Origin of the sequence: Streptomyces sp. NPDC006687 (assembly GCF_040636215.1) — a bacterium.
Lineage (GTDB): Bacteria > Actinomycetota > Actinomycetes > Streptomycetales > Streptomycetaceae > Streptomyces.
In genome coordinates this window covers 120385-140899 of the sequence record NZ_JBEYJJ010000002.1, presented here as the reverse complement: position 1 = coordinate 140899, position 20515 = coordinate 120385, and the positions used below count along the sequence as shown (strand labels likewise).

Genomic DNA, 20515 nt, shown 5'->3' with positions numbered 1-20515 from the left:
GGTGTGCAGAATGACCCGTATGTCGATCACGAACACGCCCAGAACAGCCACCGTCGACGATGCCGCCGACATCAGCCGCACCCTCGCCCGTGCCTTCGCCGACGATCCGATGATGTGCTGGTTCTTCCCCGACGAGGCCACCCGCGCGGAGGGCCTGGCCCGGTACTTCGAGACCCTCTTCACCCTGCACTACGGCCGCCACGGCGTCTGCGAGCGCACGGACCTCGCGGCCGCCTTCTGGGTGGCACCGGGCGGCCGGGCCCTCCCCGACGAGCAGACGCTCGACGCGCTCGGAGCCGTCCTCGGCGACCGCGCCCCCCTCTTCCGGGAGGGCATCGAGGCGGCCGCCGAGCACGCGCCCCCGGAGGAGCACTGGTACCTGGCCGTGGTCGGCGCCGACCCGGACGGGCAGGGCCAGGGGCACGGCGCCGCGCTGCTGCGCTCGGGCCTGGCCCAGGCCGACGCGGCGGGCCTGCCCGTCTACCTGGAGTCCTCCAAGGAGGCCAACCTGCCCTTCTACGAGCACCTCGGCTTCACCGTGCTCGGCGAGGCGCAGCTGCCCGGCGGCGGGCCCACCCTGTGGGTGATGCGCCGCGCCCCGCGGGCCTGAACCCGGGCGGGCGCCGGGCCCGGGGGTCCGGCGCCCGCTCAGCCCCACTGCTCCAGGCCGAGCTTGACCACCAGCGCGCCGACCACGGTGAGCAGCACGCCCCGGACGAACCCGCTGCCCTTCCTGAGGGCCATCCGCGCCCCGGCCATGCCCCCGGCGAGGTTGAACACCGCCATCAGCCCGGCCAGCTGCCAGAACACCATCCCCTGGTAGGCGAACATCGCGAGCGCGCCGGCGTTGGTGCAGCAGTTGACGATCTTCGCGGTGGCGGAGGCCGTGACGAGGTCGAGGTGGAGGAGCGCGGTCAGGGCCAGCACCAGGAACGTGCCGGTGCCGGGCCCGATGAGGCCGTCGTAGAAGCCGATGCCGAGGCCCGCCAGGGCGATCGTGAGCAGGACGCGCCGCCGGGAGACGGGCGAGGCGGAGGGCGCCGCGCCGAAGCCGGGCTTGAAGATCACCACGGCGGCGACCACCACCAGCACGCCCATGATCAGCGGCCGCATGGTGTCCTTGCTGATCCCGCCCGCCAGCGCGGCCCCGCCCATGGACCCGGCGAGGGCGGCCAGACCGATCCGGACGGCGAGCTTCACGTCCAGGGGCGCCTTGCGCACGTAGGTGACGGCCGCCCCGGCCGTGCCGACGATGGCCACCGCCTTGTTGGTCCCGAGAACGGCGGACGGCTGGGCGTGCGGGAGGCCGAGCAGCAGGGCGGGCAGGAGCAGCAGTCCGCCGCCGCCCACCACCGCGTCGATCCAGCCGGCCGCCGCCGCGGCCACGCAGAGCACGATGATCATCGTCGTTGATATGTCTGGCACGGACCCGACCCTAGGGAGCGGATGCGTGCATGTCCCATCGATGACGGGAAACTTGCGCGAAGCTTGAGGTTCGCGGTCCCGCGCCCCGGCCGCCGTACCGCCTCACCGGGCGCCGCCGCGGGCGCTGAGGCCGGCGTACCGTCCGGGTAACAGGAGCGATGCGGCGGGGAAACAGCCGCCCCGCAGGCTCCTTCCATGACCTCTCAGCAGCGCGTGGTGGTGATCGGCGGCGGACTGGCCGGCCTGCGGTTCGCCGCGCGGCTGGGACCGGCCGCCGCGGTGACCGTCCTCGGCGAGGAGCCCCACGCCCCGTACAACCGGGTCCTGCTGGCCGAAGTCCTGGCCGGCCGGTACGGCGCCGACGTCGCCGCGCTGCCGGACCCCGGACCGGTGCTGCGGCGGGGGGTGCGGGCGGTACGGATCGACCGCGCCGGGCGCCGGGTCCACTGCGACGACGGCACGGCCCCTGCGTACGACGTCCTGGTGCTGGCCACCGGCTCGAACCCGGTCCTGCCGGCGCTGCGCGGACTGCTGAGGCCCGGAGGCGGGGAACTCCCGGCGGGGGTGCACGCGTTCCGCACCATGGACGACTGCCTCGCCCTGGGGGCGGCCGCCGGTCCGGGCGTGCGGGCGGTGGTGATCGGCGGCGGCCTCCTCGGTGTCTCCGCTGCCCGCGCGCTGGCCGCCCGGGGCGCCCGTGTCGTCCTCGCCCAGCAGGCGCAGCGGCTGATGGGGCGCCAGCTGGACGCCGACGCCTCGGCCCTGCTGCACGCCCACCTGACGGCCCTGGGCGTCGAGATCCACACCGAGTGCCGCGTCAGGGGCCTGACCACGACGGACACCCCCTCCACGGCGCCGCCCGGCCACCGCCGGGTGAGCGGGGTCGAGCTCGCCGACGGCTACCGGTTGGCGGCCGACGTCGTCGTCCTCGCCTGCGGGGTGCGCCCCCGTACCGGACTTGCCCAGGCGGCCGGGCTGTTGGTCCGCAAGGGCGTCGTGGTCGACGACCGGTTGCGCACCAGCGACCCCGCCGTCCACGCCATCGGCGACTGCGCCGAGCACGCCGGCCGCCTCTACGGCCTGGCCGGCCCCGCCCTGGAGCAGGCCGACGCCCTCGCCGCCACCCTCACCGGCTCACCCGCCGACTACACCGGCACCCGCGCCCTGACCCGCCTCACCCTCGGCGGCGCCGGCCGCCCCCTGGACCTCGCCGCCTTCGGCGACCCCACCCCGCTCCCCGGCGACGACGTGGTCCGCCTCGCCGACGCCACCCGCCGCACCTACCGCAAGGTCGTCCTGCGCGGCGACCGGCTGGTCGGCGGGGTCCTGCTCGGCGAGCTCTCCACCGTGGGGGCGCTCGCCCGCACCTGGGAGGGCGACGAGCCCCTGGACGCACCGCACGACATGTTCCACCTGCTCACCGACGACGGAGGCCACTGACATGACCGAGCCCCTGCCCGCGATCGTGCTCATCGGGCACGGCATGGTCGGCCAGCGCTACCTGGAGGCGCTCGCCGAGCGCGGAGCCACCGCCACGCACCGGATCACCGTGCTGTGCGAGGAGCCCCGGCCCGCCTACGACCGCGTGCACCTCACCTCGTACTTCTCCGGCAGCAGCCCCGAGGACCTCTCCCTCGTCCCGGCCGGGTTCATGGCCGAGCACGGGATCGAGCTGCACCTGGGCGACCCCGCCGAGCGGATCGACCGCGAGGCCCGTACCGTCACCTCCCGCTCCGGGCGCGTCGTCCCGTACGACGTGCTCGTCCTGGCGACCGGCAGCTACCCCTTCGTCCCGCCGGTCCCCGGCAAGGACGCCCGCGGGTGCTTCGTCTACCGCACCGTCGAGGACCTCCTGGCGATCGAGGAGTACGCCCGGGGCCGCACCAGCGGCGCCGTCGTCGGCGGCGGGCTCCTCGGGCTGGAGGCGGCCGGAGCCCTCAAGGGCCTCGGACTGTCCACCCACGTCGTCGAGTTCGCGCCCCGGCTGATGCCCGTCCAGGTGGACGAGGGCGGCGGCGCGGCCCTGCTGCGCACCATCGAGAACATGGGGCTGAGCGTGCACACCGGCGTCGGCACCCAGGCGGTGCTGACCGGCGAGGACGGCGCCGTCACCGCGATGAGCCTCTCCGACGGCTCCGCCCTCGACACCGAGCTGGTCGTCTTCTCCGCCGGGGTCCGCCCCCGCGACCAGCTCGCCCGGGACTGCGGCCTGGACGTCGGCGAGCGCGGCGGGATCCGCGTCGACGCCCGCTGCCGCACCTCCGACCCCCGTGTGTACGCCGTCGGCGAGTGCGCGCAGGCCGTCGACGGCCGGGTGTACGGCCTGGTCGCGCCCGGCTACGAGATGGCCGAGACCGCCGCCGACGACCTGCTGGGCCGCGAACGGGAGTTCACCGGAGCCGACCTGTCCACCAAGCTCAAGCTGCTCGGGGTGGACGTGGCCTCCTTCGGCGACGCGCACGGCGCGGCCGAGGGCAGCCTGGACGTCGTCTGGTCGGACTCCCGCTCCGGGATCTACAAGAAGCTCGTCATGTCCGCCGAGGGCGTCCTGCTCGGCGGGGTGCTGGTCGGCGACGCCGACGCGTACGGGCTGCTGCGCCCGCTGACCGGCAGCGTCCCGCCGGTCTCCCCCGAGCAGCTGGTGCTGCCCGCCGGGCTCGGCCCCGCCACCCAGCTGGGCCCGTCCGCGCTGCCCGACACGGCGGTGATCTGCTCCTGCCACAACGTCACCAAGAAGGCCATCACCGCCTGCTCGACGCTGCCCGAGGTCAAGAAGTGCACCAAGGCGGGGACGGGCTGCGGCGGCTGCCTCAAGGTGATCGGGCAGCTGCTGCCGCCCGCCGCCGACCCGGGGCTGTGCGGCTGCTTCCCGTACACCCGCGCGGAGCTGTACGAGATCGTCCGCACCCGGCGCCTGGCCTCCTTCCGGGAGCTCCTCGACGGCCACGGCCGGCCTCAGGCCCGGGGCGGCGAGGGCTGCGAGGTCTGCAAGCCCGCCGTCGGCTCGATCATCGCCTCCCTCGCCCCCGCCGTCGGCGCCAGCGGCTACGTCCTGGACGGGGAGCAGGCCGCCCTCCAGGACACCAACGACCACTTCCTGGCAAACCTCCAGCGCAACGGCTCGTACTCCGTCGTCCCGCGCATCCCGGGCGGGGAGATCACCCCGGAGAAGCTGATCGTCATCGGCGAGGTGGCCCGTGACTTCGGCCTCTACACGAAGATCACCGGCGGGCAGCGCATCGACCTGTTCGGGGCGCGCGTGGACCAGCTGCCGGCGATCTGGGCGCGGCTGGTCGAGGCCGGCTTCGAGTCCGGGCACGCGTACGGGAAGGCGCTGCGGACGGTGAAGTCCTGCGTGGGGCAGACCTGGTGCCGCTACGGGGTCCAGGACAGCGTACGGATGGCCATCGGCCTGGAGCTGCGCTACCGGGGCCTGCGCGCCCCGCACAAACTGAAGTCGGCGGTGTCCGGCTGCACCCGCGAGTGCGCGGAGGCGCAGAGCAAGGACTTCGGCGTCATCGCGACGGCCAACGGCTGGAACCTCTACGTCGGCGGCAACGGCGGGGCGGTCCCGCGCCACGCGGACCTGCTCGCGCAGGACCTGTCCGACGCCGAACTGGTGCGGCTCATCGACCGGTTCCTGATGTTCTACATCCGCACCGCCGACCGGCTGGAGCGCACCTCCACCTGGCTGGAGCGGCTGGAGGGGGGCCTGGACCACCTGCGGGACGTGGTGGTGCACGACTCGCTCGGGCTGTGCGCGGAGCTGGAGTCGCTGATGGCCGAGCACGTGGCGCACTACCGCGACGAGTGGGCCGAGACGCTCCAGGACCCCGAGCGGCTGCGGCGGTTCGTGTCCTTCGTGAACGCGCCGGGCGCCCCCGACCCGACCGTGAGGTTCGTCCCCGAACGCGACCAGGTCAAGCCCGACCTGGCCGTCCTGACCATAGGAGGTCCTGTCCGATGACGCTCGAACTGCGGGTGGACGAAGGCTGGCTGACGGTGTGCGAGCTGGACTCGCTCACCCCCGGGCGCGGGGTGGCGGCCCTGCTGCCGGACGGCACCCAGGCCGCGGTGTTCGTCGACCGCACGGGGCGCCCGTACGCGATCGGCAACCAGGACCCCTTCACCGGTGCGCACGTGCTCTCGCGCGGGCTGGTGGGCTGGTCGTCGGGGCGGGCGTTCGTGGCCTCGCCGCTGCTGAAGCAGCGTTTCGACCTGGAGTCGGGGCGCTGCCTGGACGACGAGGAGGTGGCGGTCCGGACCTACCCGGTGCGGACCGCCGCCACCTCCTGAGCCGTCCGGTCAGCCCTGGACGACCGACGGGTCCATCCACATGATCTCCCAGGTGTGGCCGTCGAGGTCGTCGAAGGCCCGGCCGTACATGACGCCGTGGTCCTGGGCGGGGCGGGGCTCGGTGGCCCCGGCCGCCAGGGCCCCGTCGACGAGCTCGTCCACGGCGGCGCGGCTCTCGGCGCTGAGGCAGAGCAGCACCTCGGAGGTGGTCCGCGCGTCCGCGATGGCCTTGTGGGTGAAGTCCTTGTAGCGGGCCTGGGTCAGGAACATCGCGACGATGGACTCGGTGATGGGCATGGAGGCGCAGTTCTCGTCGGTGAACTGGGCGTTGAAGGAGTAGCCGAGCTTGCCCCAGAACGCCTTGGTGGCCTCCAGGTCGCTGACGGGCAGGTTGACGAAGATCATGGTGGAGGACATCCGGGTGTCTCTTCTCTCTGCTGGGGCGTGGCGCGCGGTGCGCGTGCTCCGTTCGTTGCTGTCGAGAGGTAGACCGGGGGCCGCGCCGGAACTCATCGGCGTGCGCGGGATTTTTTCGGTCCGCGAGCGGCGGCGGCCGGAGAGGGCCGCCGCCGCTTCAGGTGAACCGATCCTTCAGGAGACCACCGCACCGCCCTTGAGGAGGGCCGCGCCCAGCGGGGTCACCGTGTGCAGGACCGCGTTGCCGTGGCGCAGGGTGGTCACCAGGCCCGCCTCGCGCATCACGCAGGCGTGCTGGCTCGCCGAGGCCAGGGAGACCCCGGCGCGGCGGGCCAGTTCGCTGGTGGTGGCCCCGTCGCCGATGGCCCGCAGCACCACGGAGCGGGTGTGGCCCACCAGCTTGCCCAGGGTGCGCTGGCGCTGCTCCTCCGCCGGCCGGGCGGACTCCCCGCCGGCGGAGGAGCCGGCCAGCTGGGCGGCGGCCGGGTAGACCAGCACGGGCGGCAGCTCCGGATCGTGGAGGGTCACCGCGGTGCGCCGGCAGAAGAACGACGGCTGGAGCAGCAGCCCGCGCCCCCGCAGCCGTACGTCCCGGTCCACCGGGTACTCGCACTCCAGCACCGGGGCCCGCCAGCGCAGCATCGGCGGCAGCGAGGCCAGCAGCTCGTCCGCGCCCCCGTCCAGGAGGGCGCGGCCGCGTGCGGCCCGCTCGGCCTCGATCTGGGCCTGGATGTGGGTCCAGTACGGTTCCACGGCCGCCCGGTGGTAGCCGCGCAGCTCGCCCAGCAGCCGGGGCAGGTGCTTGGTGCCGCCGTCCATGAACTCCCGCAGCCGGGTCGGCGGCGGGGTCCCGAAGGCCGCGCCGAAGCCCGCGGCGGCGCCCGCGCCCACGAGGGAGAGCTCGTGGCGCAGCCGGTCCGCGCGCAGCCCGCGCAGGGCGTCGAGGCCGACGTCCCACCCGTACTGCCCCTCGGAGGGGGTCAGGAAATCGGGGAAATAGCCCCGGGCCGGTATGAGCGCGCTCAGCAGCCTTGTTTCACCATTCAACCGGCTCCGGGCTTCCGTACGCCATTCGCCGAACAGCCGGGCGTCACGCCGGTCTCTTAAGCGATGAAAACTAAGAATCGTTTCCCACAACGCATCGGGACGCCCTGCCATCCGTACGCGTGCCAGGTCCACTCCAGTGAAATGGATACGCAGCACCGAACCCCCACCTGTGCAACCGCAATCCCCCCGCCCCACGAGTATGCATGCCGTCACACGTGGTCACCACGCCCTTTCGGCCACAGTTGAAACCCCTTTCGGCGGGGGCGTGACAAGCGAAATCCTGTACTCCGCCAGGCACACTCCGGCGCGACCGAAACGCTCCGTGAAGGCCGTGGGGGGCTTTGCGGGGCCTGGCGGTCGGTCGCACCGGGAAGCGCCGACGTGCCTGGCGGATAGGCGGCAGGCGGCGGACGGGTGGGGATCCGTCCGCCGCCTGGCGCCGTAATGACTTCGTTGAATATTTCCCCAAGCCGGGCCGGTGGCGCCTGGGGCGCCCCGCGAATAGCCGGGAGCGCCCGCCCCCGGCAGTCAGGGAACCGGGGGCGGGCGCTGTATGTGGAGCCGGGGTCAGCGGCTGTCGGAGCCCTTGGACTCGGCGGCCGCGCGGCCGGCCTCCAGGCGCGCCACCGGGATCCGGAACGGCGAGCAGGAGACGTAGTCGAGACCGACCTCGTGGAAGAAGTGCACCGACTCCGGGTCGCCGCCGTGCTCACCGCAGACGCCGAGCTTGAGGTCGGGGCGGGTGGCCCGGCCCTGCTTGACCGCGTGGCGCACGAGGGAGCCGACGCCGTCCTTGTCGATGGTCTCGAAGGGCGAGACCCCGAAGATGCCCTTCTCCAGGTAGGCGGTGAAGAAGCTGGCCTCGACGTCGTCGCGGGAGAAGCCCCACACCGTCTGGGTCAGGTCGTTCGTGCCGAAGGAGAAGAACTGCGCGGCCTCGGCGATCTGGCCGGCGGTCAGGGCGGCGCGCGGCAGCTCGATCATCGTGCCGATGCTCAGCTTGAGGCTGGTGCCGGTGGCGGCCTCGACCTCGGCGATGATCGCGTCGGCCTCCTCGCGGACGATCTCCAGCTCCTGGACGGTGCCCACGAGCGGGACCATGATCTCGGCGCGCGGGTCGCCCTTGGCGTTCTTGCGCTCGGCGGCGGCCTCGGCGATCGCCCGGACCTGCATGGCGAACAGACCGGGGATGACCAGGCCGAGGCGGACACCGCGCAGACCCAGCATCGGGTTCTGCTCGTGCAGCTTGTGCACGGCCTGGAGCAGGCGCAGGTCGTTCTCGTTGGCGTCCTTGCGGGACTCGGCGAGGGCGACGCGCACCGACAGCTCGGTGATGTCGGGCAGGAACTCGTGCAGCGGCGGGTCCAGGAGGCGGACGGTGACGGGCAGGCCGTCCATCGCCTCGAACAGCTCGACGAAGTCCTTCTTCTGGAGCGGCAGGAGGGCACTGAGTGCCTCCTCGCGCTCGGAGTCGGTGTCCGCGAGGATCAGGCGCTCGACCATCTCGCGGCGCTCGCCGAGGAACATGTGCTCGGTGCGGCACAGGCCGATGCCCTGGGCGCCGAAGCGGCGGGCGCGCAGCGCGTCCTCGGCGTTGTCGGCGTTGGCGCGCACCCGCAGGCGCCGGACGCGGTCCGCGTAGGCCATGATCCGGTGGACCGCGCCGACGAGCTCGTCGGCGTCGTCCGCACCGGCGTGCATCCGGCCCTCGAAGTACTCGACCACGGGGGACGGTACGACGGGTACCTCGCCGAGGTAGACCTTGCCGGTCGAGCCGTCGATGGAGACGACGTCGCCCTCCTCGATGACCTTCCCGCCGACCGTCATCCGGCGGCGCTTGGTGTCGACGTCGAGCTCCTCGGCACCGCAGACGCAGGTCTTGCCCATGCCGCGGGCGACGACGGCGGCGTGCGAGGTCTTGCCGCCGCGCGAGGTCAGGATGCCCTCGGAGGCGATCATGCCGTCCAGGTCGTCGGGGTTGGTCTCACGGCGGATCAGGATGACCTTCTCGCCGGAGCGGGACCACTTGACGGCCGTGTACGAGTCGAAGACGGCCTTGCCGACGGCCGCGCCCGGGGAGGCGGCGATACCGCGGCCGAGCAGCTCGGCCTTGGCGCTCTCGTCGAAGCGGGGGAACATCAGCTGCGCCAGCTGGGCGCCGGTGACGCGCTGGAGCGCCTCGGCCTCGTCGATCAGGCCCTGGTCCACGAGCTGGGTGGCGATGCGGAAGGCGGCGCCGGCGGTGCGCTTGCCGACGCGGGTCTGGAGCATCCACAGCTGGCCGCGCTCGATGGTGAACTCGATGTCGCAGAGATCCTTGTAGTGGGTCTCCAGCGTCTCCATGATCGTCATGAGCTGGTCGTAGGAAGCCTTGTCGATGGCCTCCAGGTCCGCCAGCGGGACGGTGTTGCGGATGCCCGCGACGACGTCCTCGCCCTGGGCGTTCTGCAGGTAGTCGCCGTAGACGCCCTGGTGGCCGCTGGCCGGGTCGCGGGTGAAGGCGACGCCGGTGCCCGAGTCGGGGCCGAGGTTGCCGAAGACCATGGAGCAGATGTTGACGGCGGTGCCCAGGTCGCCGGGGATGCGCTCCTGGCGGCGGTAGAGCTTGGCGCGGTCGGTGTTCCAGGAGTTGAAGACGGCCTCGACGGCGAGGTCGAGCTGCTCGCGGGCGTCCTGGGGGAACTCGCGGCCGGCCTCCTTCGCGACGATCTTCTTGAAGGACTTGACCAGCTTCTTGAGGTCGGCGGCGTCGAGGTCGGTGTCGACGGTGACCTTCTTGGCGGCCTTGGCCTCGTCGAGGGCGTCCTCGAAGAGCTCGCCGTCCACACCCAGGACGGTCTTGCCGAACATCTGGATCAGGCGGCGGTAGGAGTCCCAGGCGAAGCGCTCGTTGCCGGCCTGCGCGGCGAGACCGACCACGGACTCGTCGGAGAGGCCGATGTTGAGGACCGTGTCCATCATGCCGGGCATGGAGAACTTGGCGCCCGAGCGGACGGAGACCAGCAGCGGGTCGTCCGACTGGCCGAGCTTCTTGCCCATCTTGGCCTCGAGGGCGGCGAGGTGCGCGCTGACCTCGTCGCGCAGCGCGGCCGGAGCCGTACCGCTCTCCAGGTAGACCTTGCACGCCTCGGTGGTGATGGTGAAGCCGGGAGGGACCGGGAGACCCAGGTTGGTCATCTCGGCGAGGTTGGCCCCCTTGCCGCCGAGAAGGTCCTTGAGGTCCCGGTTGCCCTCGGTGAAGTCGTAGACGAACTTCTGATCTTTGTTTTCCGACACGGGTCTCGACTCCTCGAGGACTCGGGTGGCTGCCCTGACGGCCAGGAACATACCCAGATCGAAGGCTTATCGGTACGTCCACTTGGCGGTCATGGGGCCGTAACCACCCGTGCGCCACCGTATCGAAAGTAACCGGTCGGTAATGAGAAGCTACGAACAGCGTTCACCTCCCGAAGGAGGGCGGCTCGAAAACCGCTTGATCCCGCTCGGATGAGCGATCATCGATACATTTGCGTTCAACTCTTGAACGCACAAAGGGTGGCACCCAGTGCCACCCTTTGGAAGTCTTACCCGTGACTTAACTGCTCATCTGAGCGAAACCTCTCCCATGCGTGGCGTATATCACGCGCCACGCAGGGCGATTTGTCAGCCTCCGGACGTGTCCAGCTCCGCGTCCTCGCTCACACCGGCACAGTCGTACGGATCCTTCAGCCAGCCATCGGGCAGGACAACCCGGTTGTTTCCGGACGTCCGGCCGCGCGGGCCGTCCGCGCTCTCGGGCCACGCCTGGTCCAGGTCCAGCTCGCTCAGATGAGCGTCCAGCTCGGCCAGGGAGGAGACGACCGCCAGCTTGCCGCGCATCTCGGATCCGACGGCGAAGCCCTTGAGGTACCAGGCCACGTGCTTACGGAAGTCGATCACCCCGCGCGCCTCGTCGCCGATCCACTCCCCCAGCAGCTGCGCGTGGCGCAGCATGGTGCGCTTGACCTCGCGCAGCGTCGGCTTGTGGAAGTCCTCCGGGCGGCCCTCGAAGGCCGCCACCAGGTCGTTGAAGAGCCAGGGCCGGCCCAGGCAGCCGCGTCCGACGACGACGCCGTCGCAGCCGGTCTCGCGGACCATGCGCAGGGCGTCCTCGGCGCACCAGATGTCGCCGTTGCCGAGGACCGGGATCTCCGGCACGTGCTCCTTGAGGCGGGCGATGGCCTCCCAGTCGGCGGTGCCGCCGTAGTGCTGGGCGGTGGTGCGGCCGTGCAGGGCGATGGCGGTGACCCCCTCCTCGACGGCGATCCGGCCGGCGTCGAGGTAGGTGAGGTGGTCGTCGTCGATGCCCTTGCGCATCTTCATGGTCACCGGGAGGTCCCCGGCGCCCGCGACGGCCTCGCGGAGGATGGCGCGCAGCAGGTGGCGCTTGTAGGGCAGGGCCGAGCCGCCGCCCTTACGGGTGACCTTGGGTACCGGGCAGCCGAAGTTGAGGTCGATGTGGTCGGCGCGGTCCTCCTCGACGATCATGCGGACCGCCTTGCCGACCGTGACGGGGTCCACCCCGTACAGCTGAATCGACCGCGGCTTTTCGGTCGCGTCGAAGTGGATCAGCTGCATGGTCTTCTCGTTGCGCTCGACCAGGGCGCGCGTCGTGATCATCTCGCTCACGAACAGCCCCTTGCCGCCCGAGAACTCGCGGCAGAGGGTGCGGAACGGGGCGTTGGTGATGCCGGCCATGGGCGCGAGCACCACCGGGGGCTGCACGGTGTGCGGGCCGATCGCGAGGGGGGCGGGAAGCGTGGTCATTTCCCCATTGTCCCGCAGCGCCGTTCCCCGCTTATTCGTACGCTCGGCGGTATGCATCACATGAGTGGCGTGGATGACGGGAGCCGGCGCCGCCGTCTGCTCGTCCTGGCGATCTGCTGCATGAGCCTGCTGATCGTCAGCCTGGACAACACGGTCCTGAACGTGGCCCTGCCCGCGATGCGCCGTGAGTTCGGCGCCTCGGTGTCGGGGATGCAGTGGACCATCGACGCGTACACGCTGGTCATCGCCTCGCTGCTGATACTGGCCGGGTCCACGGCGGACCGGATCGGGCGCCGCCGGGTCTTCGCCTGGGGGCTGACCCTGTTCACCGCCGGGTCGGTGCTGTGCTCGCTGGCCCCCGGGCTGCACTGGCTGATCGTCTTCCGGATGGTCCAGGCGGTCGGCGGGGCGATGCTCAACCCCGTCGCCATGTCGATCATCACCAACACCTTCACCGACCCCAAGGAGCGGGCCCGCGCGATCGGCGTGTGGGGGGCGGTGGTCGGTATCTCCATGGCCGCCGGGCCGCTGGTCGGGGGGCTGCTGGTGGACTCGGTGGGGTGGCGGTCCATCTTCTGGGTCAACCTGCCCGTCGGCCTGGCCGCCCTGGCGCTGACCCTGCGGTTCGTGCCGGAGTCCCGTTCCGAGCGACCGCGCCGGCCGGATCCGGTGGGGCAGCTGCTGGTGGTGGTGCTGCTGGGCGGTATGACGTACGCGATCATCGAGGCGCCGGCGCAGGGGTGGAGCGCGCCGCCGATCCTGGCGTGCGCGCTGGCCGCGGTGGCCGCGCTGGGCGGGCTGCTGTTCTACGAGTCCCGGCGCACGGATCCGCTGATCGACCCGCGGTTCTTCCGCAGCGCCCCCTTCAGCGGGGCGACCGTGATCGCGGTGAGCACCTTCGCCTCGCTGTCGGGGTTCCTCTTCCTGACCACCCTCTACCTCCAGGAGGTGCGGGGGCTGAACGCCCTGGACGCGGGGCTGCACATGCTGCCCATGGCCGCGTTCGCCTTCGTGTGCGCGCCGGTGTCGGGGCGGCTGGTCGCCAGTTACGGGCCGCGGCCCTCGCTGCTGGTGTCCGGGGTGGCCATGGGGGTGAGCGGGCTGCTGTTCGCCGCGTTCTCGGCGGAGGCGTCCACGCCGCTGATGTTCACCGGGTACGTGCTCTTCGGCATCGGCTTCGGCCTGGTCAACGCCCCGATCACCAATACGGCGGTGTCCGGGATGCCGCGCTCCCAGGCCGGGGTGGCGGCCGCGGTGGCCTCGACCAGCCGGCAGACCGGCGGGGCGCTGGGCGTGGCGGTGATCGGGGCGGTGCTGGCCTCCGGGACGGCGGGCGGAGCCGACTTCGCCACGGCGACCCGGCCCGCCTGGTGGATCATCACCGGCTGCGCGGTGCTGGTCCTCATCCTCGGGGCCGTCACCACCGGCCCGAGGGCCCACGCCACCGCCCTGCGGACGGCGCAGGCCCTGGAGCCCTCGCCCCCCGCTGCTCAGCAGCCCTCCACAGGTCAGGCTTCCGGGCCGCGCATGGACGGCGGGCTGCCCCCGGCTCCGGGGCCCGCTCCGGCGGGCTGACCGGTCGGCGGCCCCGTGTCGTTCCCGTTCCCCACCCTCTCCACCCTGACGGATGACAGATATTGAAATCTGTCATCCGTCATGCCATTCTCGTTCCATGACCACGAATGAGAACACCTCCGCATCCGTCCCCGCGTCCGTCCCCGCGTCCGGCCCCGCACCCGCCGTCACGGCCCGCCGGCTCGGGGCCACCGGCCCGTCCGTCTTCCCGCTGGGGCTGGGCTGCATGGGCATGTCCGCGCTCTACGGCGAGGCCGACCGGGCCGAGTCCCTCGCGACCCTCCACGCCTTCCTGGAAGCCGCGCCCGAGGGCATGAACACGCTCCTGGACACCGGCGACTTCTACGGGATGGGCCACAACGAGCTGCTGATCAACGAGGCCCTGCGCACCGCCCCGGCCGAGGCCCGCGAGCGGGCGCTGACCAGCGTCAAGTTCGGCGCCCTGCGGACGGTCGAGGGCGGGTTCACCGGGTACGACGGGCGGCCCGAGGCCGTCAAGAACTTCCTGGCCTACTCGCTCCAGCGGCTGGGCCGGGACCACATCGACATCTACCGGGTCGCCCGCGTCGACCCGGACGTCCCGATCGAGGAGACCGTCGGCGCCATCGCCGAGGCCGTCCAGGCGGGGCACGTCCGGCACATCGGCCTCTCCGAGGTCGGCGCGGACACCCTGCGCCGGGCCGCGGCGGTGGCCCCGATCTCCGACCTCCAGATCGAGTACTCGCTGATATCGCGGGGCATCGAGGACCGGATCCTGCCCACCGCCCGCGAGCTCGGCATAGGCGTCACGGCGTACGGGGTGCTGTCCAGGGGCCTGATCAGCGGGCACTTCAGCCGCGACCGGGCGCTCGCGCCCGGCGACTTCCGGGGGATGAGCCCGCGCTTCCAGGGCGAGAACCTCGACCGCAACCTCGACCTGGTGGAGGCGCTGCGCGAGGTCGCCGGGGAGAAGGGTGTGAGCGTCGCCCAGACGGCGATCGCCTGGGTGCTCGCCCAGGGCCCGCGCCGCGGCGTCGACCTCGTGCCGCTGGTGGGTGCCCGCCGCCGGGACCGGCTGACCGAGGCCCTCGGGGCGCTGCGGGTCGAGCTGACCGAGGCCGACCTGGCCGCCATCGAGGCGGCGGTCCCGGCCGGGGCGGCGTCCGGCGAACGGTACCCGGCGGCGCAGATGGCCCACCTCGACAGCGAGCACTGAGCTGGCGGTACGGTCGTACCCATGTCCTCCGCTGCTGCCGAGCCCCTGACCCCCGAGCGCATCCTCGAAACCACCGAGGAGGTGCTGCGCCGCTTCGGCCCCACCAAGGCGACCGTGGTGGATGTGGCGCGCGCCCTGGGTGTCAGCCATGGCAGCGTCTACCGGCACTTCCCGTCGAAGGCGGCGCTGCGCGAGGCCGTCACCGACCGGTGGCTGGCCAAGAGCGTGGTCATGCTGGAGGGGATCGCCTCGGCCCCGGGCGAGCCCGCCCCCTCCAAGCTGGAGTCCTGGCTGGAGGCGCTCTTCGAGGCCAAGCGCCACAAGGCGGGCGACGACCCGGAGCTGTTCGCGACGTACACGGTGCTGCTCGGCGAGAACAGCGGGGTGGTGGACACCCACCTGACGGAGCTGATCGGCCAGCTGACCCGGATCATCGCCGAGGGCGTCGCCGCCGGCACCCTGGCCGCCTCCGATGTGCCGGCCGCCGCGCGCGCCGTCTTCGACGCCACCGGCCGTTTCCATGACCCGCAGTACGTGGCGGACTGGAACTCCCCCACGATCACCACGGAGTTCGAGGCCGTGGTCGGGCTCATCATCAGGGGCCTGCGCGCCTGAACCGGCCCCCGTGCCCGGCCGGCTGGGCGGAATGAGCGGAACGGGCTGCTCCGCGCGGTTTGGTGATCATTTTGAGTCGTGTCGCCTTGTACATGTCATCGACACCTCCTTACGGTCGCCTCACCGCACTACTCAGCACGTTCCAGGGGGAACCTTGTCCACGGCACCCGCACAGTCCGCACCTCCCGCACGCTCCGGCAGAGCCGCCCTCATCGGTCTGGCCCTGACCATCGCGCTCAGCGTGGTCGCGCCGATCCTCACCTACAACACGCTCGTCGACGACCACGGCTGGAGCGAGGCGTCGGCCCTGCTGGTCAGTGGCGCCTGGCCGGTCCTCGACAGCGCCATCATGGTGGCCTGGCGGCGCAAGCTCGACGAGTTCGCCCTCGTCACCCTGGTGTTCCTGGCGATCACCGCCGCCGTCTCCCTCATCGGCGCCCACTCCACGCGGGCCCTGCTGGTCAAGGACTCCGCCGTCACCGGCCTGTTCGGGCTCCTGTGCCTGGCCACGCTGCTCGCGCCGCGCCCGCTGATGTTCTACTTCGGCCGGAAGTTCGGCACCGACGGCACCCCGGAGGGCGTGGCCTACTACAACGGCCTGTGGCGCTTCGAGGGCTTCCGCGCCGCCCAGCGCCGGATGACCCTGGTCTGGGGCGTGGTCTACCTCGTCGAGGCGGCGGTCCGGATCGTCCTGTCGTACGTCCTGGACACCTCGGCCATGGTGACCCTCAGCCCCTTCATGATCTACGGGACGCTCGGCGGCCTGGCCCTGTGGACGGTCCGCTTCGTCAAGCGCACCAAGGCCGAGGGCGAGCGGCGGGCCGCCGCCGCTGCCACCGCCGCGGCCGCTGCCTGACCACGGCGGAGGCGGGAAAAGACCGGTGGCCCGGTGCGCGGATCGCGCACCGGGCCACCGGCTTTCGGAGCGGGGGACTAGCAGCCCAGCAGGCGGCTGCCGAGGTAGGTCTGGATCTGGTCCAGGGAGACGCGCTCCTGCTTCATGGTGTCGCGCTCGCGCACGGTCACCGCGTTGTCGTCCAGGGTGTCGAAGTCGACGGTGACGCAGAACGGCGTACCGATCTCGTCCTGGCGGCGGTAGCGGCGGCCGATGGCGCCCGCGTCGTCGAACTCGATGTTCCAGTTCTTGCGCAGGTCGGCGGCCAGGCCCTTGGCCTTCGGCGACAGCTGCGGGTTGCGGGACAGCGGCAGGACGGCGACCTTGATCGGGGCCAGGCGCGGGTCGAAGCGCATCACGGTGCGCTTCTCCATGACGCCCTTGGCGTTCGGGGCCTCGTCCTCGACGTACGCGTCGAGCATGAAGGCGAGCATGGCGCGGTTGACGCCCGCCGCCGGCTCGATGACGAACGGGGTGTAGCGCTCGCCGGCCTCCTGGTCGAAGTACGTGAGGTCCTGGCCGGAGGCGGCGGAGTGGGCCTTGAGGTCGTAGTCCGTGCGGTTGGCGACGCCTTCCAGCTCGGAGAACTCACTGCCGCCGAAGTTGAAGCGGTACTCGATGTCGGCGGTGCGCTTCGAGTAGTGGGACAGCTTCTCCTTCGGGTGCTCGTACCAGCGCATGTTCTCCTCGCGCATGCCCAGGCCGCGGTACCAGTTCCACCGCTCCTGCATCCAGTACTCCTGCCACTGCTCGTCCTCGCCCGGCTTGACGAAGAACTCCATCTCCATCTGCTCGAACTCGCGCGTGCGGAAGATGAAGTTGCCGGGGGTGATCTCGTTGCGGAAGGACTTGCCCATCTGCGCGATGCCGAACGGCGGCTTGCGGCGCGAGGTGGTCTGGACGTGGGCGAAGTTGGTGAAGATGCCCTGCGCGGTCTCGGGGCGCAGGTACGCCTTCGAGCCGGTGTCCTGGGTCGGGCCGAGGTGGGTCTCCAGCATGCCGGAGAACTGCTTCGGCTCGGTGAACTGACCCTTCACGCCACAGTGGGGGCAGTTGACATCGGCGAGGCCGTTGGCGGGCAGACGGCCGTGCTTGGCCTCGTACGCCTCTTCCAGGTGGTCGGCACGGTGACGCTTGTGGCAGGCGGTGCACTCGGTCAGCGGGTCCGAGAAGGTGGCGACATGGCCGGACGCCACCCAGACCTCGGGGGCCAGGATCACGGAGGAGTCGAGACCGACGATGTCCTCGCGCCCGGTGACCATCGCCTTCCACCACTGGCGCTTGATGTTCTCCTTGAGCTCGACACCCAGCGGGCCGTAGTCCCAGGCAGCCCTGGACCCGCCGTAGATGTCACTGCAAGGGAAAACGAAGCCACGGCGCTTGCTCAGGCTGACGATGGTTTCGATCTTGTCGGCGGCCACGGTGCTCTCTTCATTACGAGGACGAACGGCGAAGGCTTTAGGTTACCGGCGCCCGCACCCTCCACTTCAAGTCGGTATCCCCCTTCCAGCATGCTCCTCCGGGCCCCCGGCCCGGCTTGTTGACAACCGTTTCCATTTTTGATGAAAATGGATGTCATGAACGTACGACGCCTCATACCCGCAGCCGCCCTCACCGGGGCCGTCGCCCTCACCGCCACGGCCCTGACCGCCTGCTCCGGGGCCGGTGCCGCGGGTGCGGACAAGGGCGACAGGCTCGCCGTGACGGCGTCGTTCTACCCCCTCCAGTTCCTGGCCGAGAGGATCGGCGGGGACCACGTGAAGGTCACGACCCTGACCAAGCCGGGCGTCGAACCGCACGACCTGGACATCACCCCCCGGCAGACCGGACAGCTCGGCGACTCCGACGTGGTCCTCTACCTCAAGGGCCTCCAGCCCGCCGTCGACAAGGCCATAGCCCAGTCCGGCGTGAAGCACGTCGTGGACGCCACCACCCTCACCAGGCTGGAGACGCACGGCACCTCCGGCGAGGAGGACCACGACCACGCCGCCGAGGACCACGACCACGGCCACGACCACGGCCACGGGGAGGCGGGCGAGGACCCCCACGTCTGGCTCGACCCCGTCAAGTACGCGGAGATCGCCCGGGGCTTCGGCGCCGCCCTGGAGAAGACCGACCCCGGCCACGCGGCCGACTACAAGAAGAACACCGACGCGCTGGTGGCCGGACTCGCCGCGCTCGACACGGAGTTCAAGGACGGCCTGAAGAACACGGCCTCCCGGACCTTCATCACCACCCACGCCGCCTTCGGCTACCTCGCCGAGCGCTACGGCCTCGACCAGGAGGGCATCTCCGGCGTCGACCCCGAGGCCGAACCCAGCCCGGCCCGGATGAAGGAACTCCAGGCCGTCGCGCAGAAGGACAAGGTCACCACCGTATTCTTCGAGGCCCTGGCCAGCGACAAGACGGCCAAGACCCTCGCCCGGGACACCGGCCTGCGCACCGACGTCCTCGACCCCCTCGAAGGCATCACCGGCAGGTCGCAGGGCGCCGACTACTTCGAGGTCATGCGGTCCAACCTGAAGAACCTCCAGAAGGCCCTGGGAACCAAGTGATGACAGCAGCAACGGAGGCGCGAGCCATGCAGTCAACGCCCCGACCGGCGGACGACGACCAGACCGTCATATCCCTGCGCGGGGCCACCGCCTCGCTCGGCTCCCGGCCCGTGCTGCGCGGGGTCGACCTCACCGTCCGCCGGGGCGAGGTCGTCGCCCTGCTCGGCGCCAACGGCTCCGGCAAGTCCACGGCCGTGCGCGCCGTGGTCGGCCAGGTGCCCCTCACCGGCGGCTCCCTGTCCCTCTTCGGCACCGACTTCAAGCGCTTCCGCCAGTGGCCGCGCATCGGGTACGTCCCCCAGCGCACCACCGCCGCCAGCGGCGTCCCGGCCACCGTCCGGGAGGTCGTCTCCTCCGGCCGCCTCGCCCGCACCCGCTTCGGGATCCTGCGCAAGGCCGACCGGGCCGCCGTCGAGCGGGCCCTGGCGCTCGTCGACATGGACGCCCACGCCGACGCCTCCGTCAACGCCCTCTCCGGCGGACAGCACCAGCGCGTGCTCATAGCCCGGGCCCTGGCCGTCGAACCCGAGCTCCTGATCATGGACGAGCCGATGGCGGGGGTGGACCTCGCCAACCAGGAGGTCCTCGCGAACGCCCTGCGCGAGCAGGTCGCCGCCGGCACCACCGTCCTGCTCGTCCTGCACGAGCTGGGCCCCCTGGAGCCCCTGATCGGCCGGGCCGTCGTCCTGCGCGACGGGTGCGTCGTCCACGACGGACCGCCGCCGGAGGCGGTCGGGCAGCACGCCCTCCCCGGCCACGACCACGTACACCCCCACGCGGCGCACGACGCCGAGCCCCTGCGGACGGGACTGCTGAGCTGATGGACATCCTGCACCAAGCCTTCATGCAGCGGGCGCTGATCGCCGCCGCTCTGGTCGGCATCACCGCCCCGGCGATCGGCACGTACCTGGTCCAGCGCCGCCAGGCGGTCATGGGCGACGGCATCGGCCACGTCGCGATGACCGGTGTGGCCCTGGGCTTCCTGCTCAACACCAGCCCGGTCTGGATGGCGACCCTCGTCGCGGTCGTCGGCGCCGTCGGCATGGAGCTGATCCGTTCGCGCGGGAAGACCAGCGGGGACATCGCGCTCGCCATGCTGTTCTACGGCGGCCTGGCCGGCGGCGTCATGATCATCAACCTGGCTCCGGGGGGCTCCACCGCCAACCTGAGCAGCTACCTCTTCGGTTCGATCAGCTTCGTCTCGCCCGAGGACGTCACCGCCGTGGTGATCCTCGCCGCCTTCGTCATCGCCGTCACCATCGGACTGCGCCGCCAGCTGTTCGCCATCAGCCAGGACGAGGAGTTCGCCCGCGTCACCGGCCTGCCGGTGCGCGCCCTGAACCTGCTGATGGCCGTCACCGCCGCCGTCACCGTCACCGTGGCCATGCGCATCGTGGGCCTGCTGCTGGTCAGCGCCATGATGGTGATCCCCGTCGCGGCCGCCCAGCGGGTCGCCCGCGGCTTCGCCGCGACCCTGGCACTGGCGATGGGGATCGGTGTGGTGGTCTCGCTGAGCGGTACGGCCGCCACGTACTACATGGACGCGCCGTCCGGCGCCACGATCGTGCTGCTCGCCATCGCCGTCTTCGCGGCCACGACGGCCCTGGCCACGCCCCTGGCCAGGCGCCGTGCGAAGGCCGCCCGGGCCGCCGAGGAGGTCTGCACCCGGGACGACGTGAAGGTCTAGGAGGACCGGCCGCCTGGCACAAT

The 20515-nt window shown here is 71.7% G+C and carries 17 protein-coding genes; 11 read left to right on the top strand and 6 right to left on the bottom strand.

The genetic code is table 11. The annotated features are described in order from the left end of the window. Nucleotides 1-10: 10 nt before the first annotated feature. On the top strand, nt 11-610 hold the full coding sequence (locus tag ABZ716_RS02975) for a GNAT family N-acetyltransferase (RefSeq protein ID WP_358956069.1): 600 nt from the start codon (nt 11-13) through the stop codon (nt 608-610). Between the two features lie 38 nt (nt 611-648). On the opposite strand, the gene ABZ716_RS02970 is transcribed toward ABZ716_RS02975, so the two are convergent. Beyond that, on the bottom strand, nt 649-1425 hold the full coding sequence (locus ABZ716_RS02970; RefSeq protein WP_358809941.1) for a TSUP family transporter: 777 nt from the start codon (nt 1423-1425) through the stop codon (nt 649-651). Nucleotides 1426-1620: 195 nt separating this feature from the next. Between ABZ716_RS02970 and ABZ716_RS02965 the strand changes: the two genes are divergently transcribed. From ABZ716_RS02965 to nirD, 3 genes are read left to right on the top strand one after another with little or no spacing between them, the layout of a single operon-like run. Then, entirely contained in the window at nt 1621-2865 is a 1245-nt protein-coding gene (locus tag ABZ716_RS02965) for an FAD-dependent oxidoreductase (protein WP_358956067.1), read from the top strand. A 1-nt stretch (nt 2866) separates the two neighbouring features. Further along, nucleotides 2867-5392: a nitrite reductase large subunit NirB gene (gene nirB / locus ABZ716_RS02960; protein WP_358956064.1), complete on the top strand. Its 2526-nt coding sequence runs from the start codon at nt 2867-2869 to the stop codon at nt 5390-5392. Then, nucleotides 5389-5721 (top strand): nitrite reductase small subunit NirD, encoded by a 333-nt coding sequence (gene nirD / locus ABZ716_RS02955; protein WP_358809944.1) that lies wholly within the window; start codon nt 5389-5391, stop codon nt 5719-5721. The genes nirB and nirD overlap by 4 nt, the downstream gene beginning before the upstream one ends. A 9-nt stretch (nt 5722-5730) precedes the next feature. Here nirD and ABZ716_RS02950 read toward each other — a convergent pair whose 3' ends face one another. The 4 genes from ABZ716_RS02950 to dusB all read right to left on the bottom strand — a co-directional run bounded on the left by ABZ716_RS02950 (nt 5731) and on the right by dusB (nt 11970). Then, entirely contained in the window at nt 5731-6138 is a 408-nt protein-coding gene (locus ABZ716_RS02950; protein WP_358809945.1) for a VOC family protein, read from the bottom strand. 174 nt (nt 6139-6312) lie between these two features. Then, nucleotides 6313-7341, bottom strand: coding sequence for a winged helix-turn-helix domain-containing protein (locus ABZ716_RS02945; protein WP_351891261.1), 1029 nt, complete (start codon nt 7339-7341; stop codon nt 6313-6315). Between the two features lie 411 nt (nt 7342-7752). Next, complete coding sequence (gene ppdK / locus ABZ716_RS02940; protein WP_358809946.1) at nt 7753-10461, bottom strand: pyruvate, phosphate dikinase; 2709 nt, start codon at nt 10459-10461, stop codon at nt 7753-7755. A 366-nt stretch (nt 10462-10827) separates the two neighbouring features. Next, nucleotides 10828-11970 (bottom strand): tRNA dihydrouridine synthase DusB, encoded by a 1143-nt coding sequence (dusB, locus tag ABZ716_RS02935; protein WP_351891266.1) that lies wholly within the window; start codon nt 11968-11970, stop codon nt 10828-10830. Between the two features lie 60 nt (nt 11971-12030). Between dusB and ABZ716_RS02930 the strand changes: the two genes are divergently transcribed. The 4 genes from ABZ716_RS02930 (at nt 12031) to ABZ716_RS02915 (ending at nt 16211) form a co-directional block, all read left to right on the top strand. Then, entirely contained in the window at nt 12031-13545 is a 1515-nt protein-coding gene (locus tag ABZ716_RS02930; RefSeq protein ID WP_358956396.1) for an MFS transporter, read from the top strand. A 97-nt stretch (nt 13546-13642) separates the two neighbouring features. Next, nucleotides 13643-14740, top strand: coding sequence for an aldo/keto reductase (locus ABZ716_RS02925; RefSeq protein ID WP_358956061.1), 1098 nt, complete (start codon nt 13643-13645; stop codon nt 14738-14740). A gap of 21 nt (nt 14741-14761) precedes the next feature. Continuing rightward, nucleotides 14762-15355 (top strand): TetR family transcriptional regulator, encoded by a 594-nt coding sequence (locus ABZ716_RS02920; RefSeq protein ID WP_358956059.1) that lies wholly within the window; start codon nt 14762-14764, stop codon nt 15353-15355. A gap of 154 nt (nt 15356-15509) precedes the next feature. Then, entirely contained in the window at nt 15510-16211 is a 702-nt protein-coding gene (locus ABZ716_RS02915; protein ID WP_358956056.1) for a VC0807 family protein, read from the top strand. A gap of 77 nt (nt 16212-16288) precedes the next feature. Here the strand turns inward: ABZ716_RS02915 and ABZ716_RS02910 are convergent, their stop codons facing one another. Beyond that, the gene (locus tag ABZ716_RS02910) at nt 16289-17671 is read right to left on the bottom strand and encodes a glycine--tRNA ligase (protein WP_351891274.1); all 1383 of its coding nucleotides are present in this window, start codon (nt 17669-17671) and stop codon (nt 16289-16291) included. Between the two features lie 156 nt (nt 17672-17827). Between ABZ716_RS02910 and ABZ716_RS02905 the strand changes: the two genes are divergently transcribed. The 3 genes from ABZ716_RS02905 to ABZ716_RS02895 are packed head-to-tail and all read left to right on the top strand — an operon-like array spanning nt 17828 to nt 20492. Further along, complete coding sequence (locus ABZ716_RS02905) at nt 17828-18805, top strand: metal ABC transporter substrate-binding protein (RefSeq protein WP_358956053.1); 978 nt, start codon at nt 17828-17830, stop codon at nt 18803-18805. Between the two features lie 26 nt (nt 18806-18831). After that, the gene (locus tag ABZ716_RS02900; RefSeq protein WP_358956050.1) at nt 18832-19626 is read left to right on the top strand and encodes a metal ABC transporter ATP-binding protein; all 795 of its coding nucleotides are present in this window, start codon (nt 18832-18834) and stop codon (nt 19624-19626) included. Then, complete coding sequence (locus ABZ716_RS02895; RefSeq protein ID WP_355971168.1) at nt 19626-20492, top strand: metal ABC transporter permease; 867 nt, start codon at nt 19626-19628, stop codon at nt 20490-20492. The genes ABZ716_RS02900 and ABZ716_RS02895 overlap by 1 nt, the downstream gene beginning before the upstream one ends. Nucleotides 20493-20515: the final 23 nt, after the last annotated feature.

Excerpts from the sequence above, each read along its gene's own strand:
- ABZ716_RS02975 (WP_358956069.1), top strand. The coding sequence starts at position 11 with ATGACCCGTATGTCGATCACGAACACGCCCAGAACAGCCACCGTCGAC.
- ABZ716_RS02965 (WP_358956067.1), top strand. The coding sequence starts at position 1,621 with ATGACCTCTCAGCAGCGCGTGGTGGTGATCGGCGGCGGACTGGCCGGC.
- nirB (WP_358956064.1), top strand. The coding sequence starts at position 2,867 with ATGACCGAGCCCCTGCCCGCGATCGTGCTCATCGGGCACGGCATGGTC.
- nirD (WP_358809944.1), top strand. The coding sequence starts at position 5,389 with ATGACGCTCGAACTGCGGGTGGACGAAGGCTGGCTGACGGTGTGCGAG.
- ABZ716_RS02950 (WP_358809945.1), bottom strand. The coding sequence starts at position 6,138 with ATGTCCTCCACCATGATCTTCGTCAACCTGCCCGTCAGCGACCTGGAG.
- dusB (WP_351891266.1), bottom strand. The coding sequence starts at position 11,970 with ATGACCACGCTTCCCGCCCCCCTCGCGATCGGCCCGCACACCGTGCAG.
- ABZ716_RS02930 (WP_358956396.1), top strand. The coding sequence starts at position 12,031 with ATGAGTGGCGTGGATGACGGGAGCCGGCGCCGCCGTCTGCTCGTCCTG.
- ABZ716_RS02925 (WP_358956061.1), top strand. The coding sequence starts at position 13,643 with ATGACCACGAATGAGAACACCTCCGCATCCGTCCCCGCGTCCGTCCCC.
- ABZ716_RS02920 (WP_358956059.1), top strand. The coding sequence starts at position 14,762 with ATGTCCTCCGCTGCTGCCGAGCCCCTGACCCCCGAGCGCATCCTCGAA.
- ABZ716_RS02905 (WP_358956053.1), top strand. The coding sequence starts at position 17,828 with ATGAACGTACGACGCCTCATACCCGCAGCCGCCCTCACCGGGGCCGTC.
- ABZ716_RS02900 (WP_358956050.1), top strand. The coding sequence starts at position 18,832 with ATGCAGTCAACGCCCCGACCGGCGGACGACGACCAGACCGTCATATCC.
- ABZ716_RS02895 (WP_355971168.1), top strand. The coding sequence starts at position 19,626 with ATGGACATCCTGCACCAAGCCTTCATGCAGCGGGCGCTGATCGCCGCC.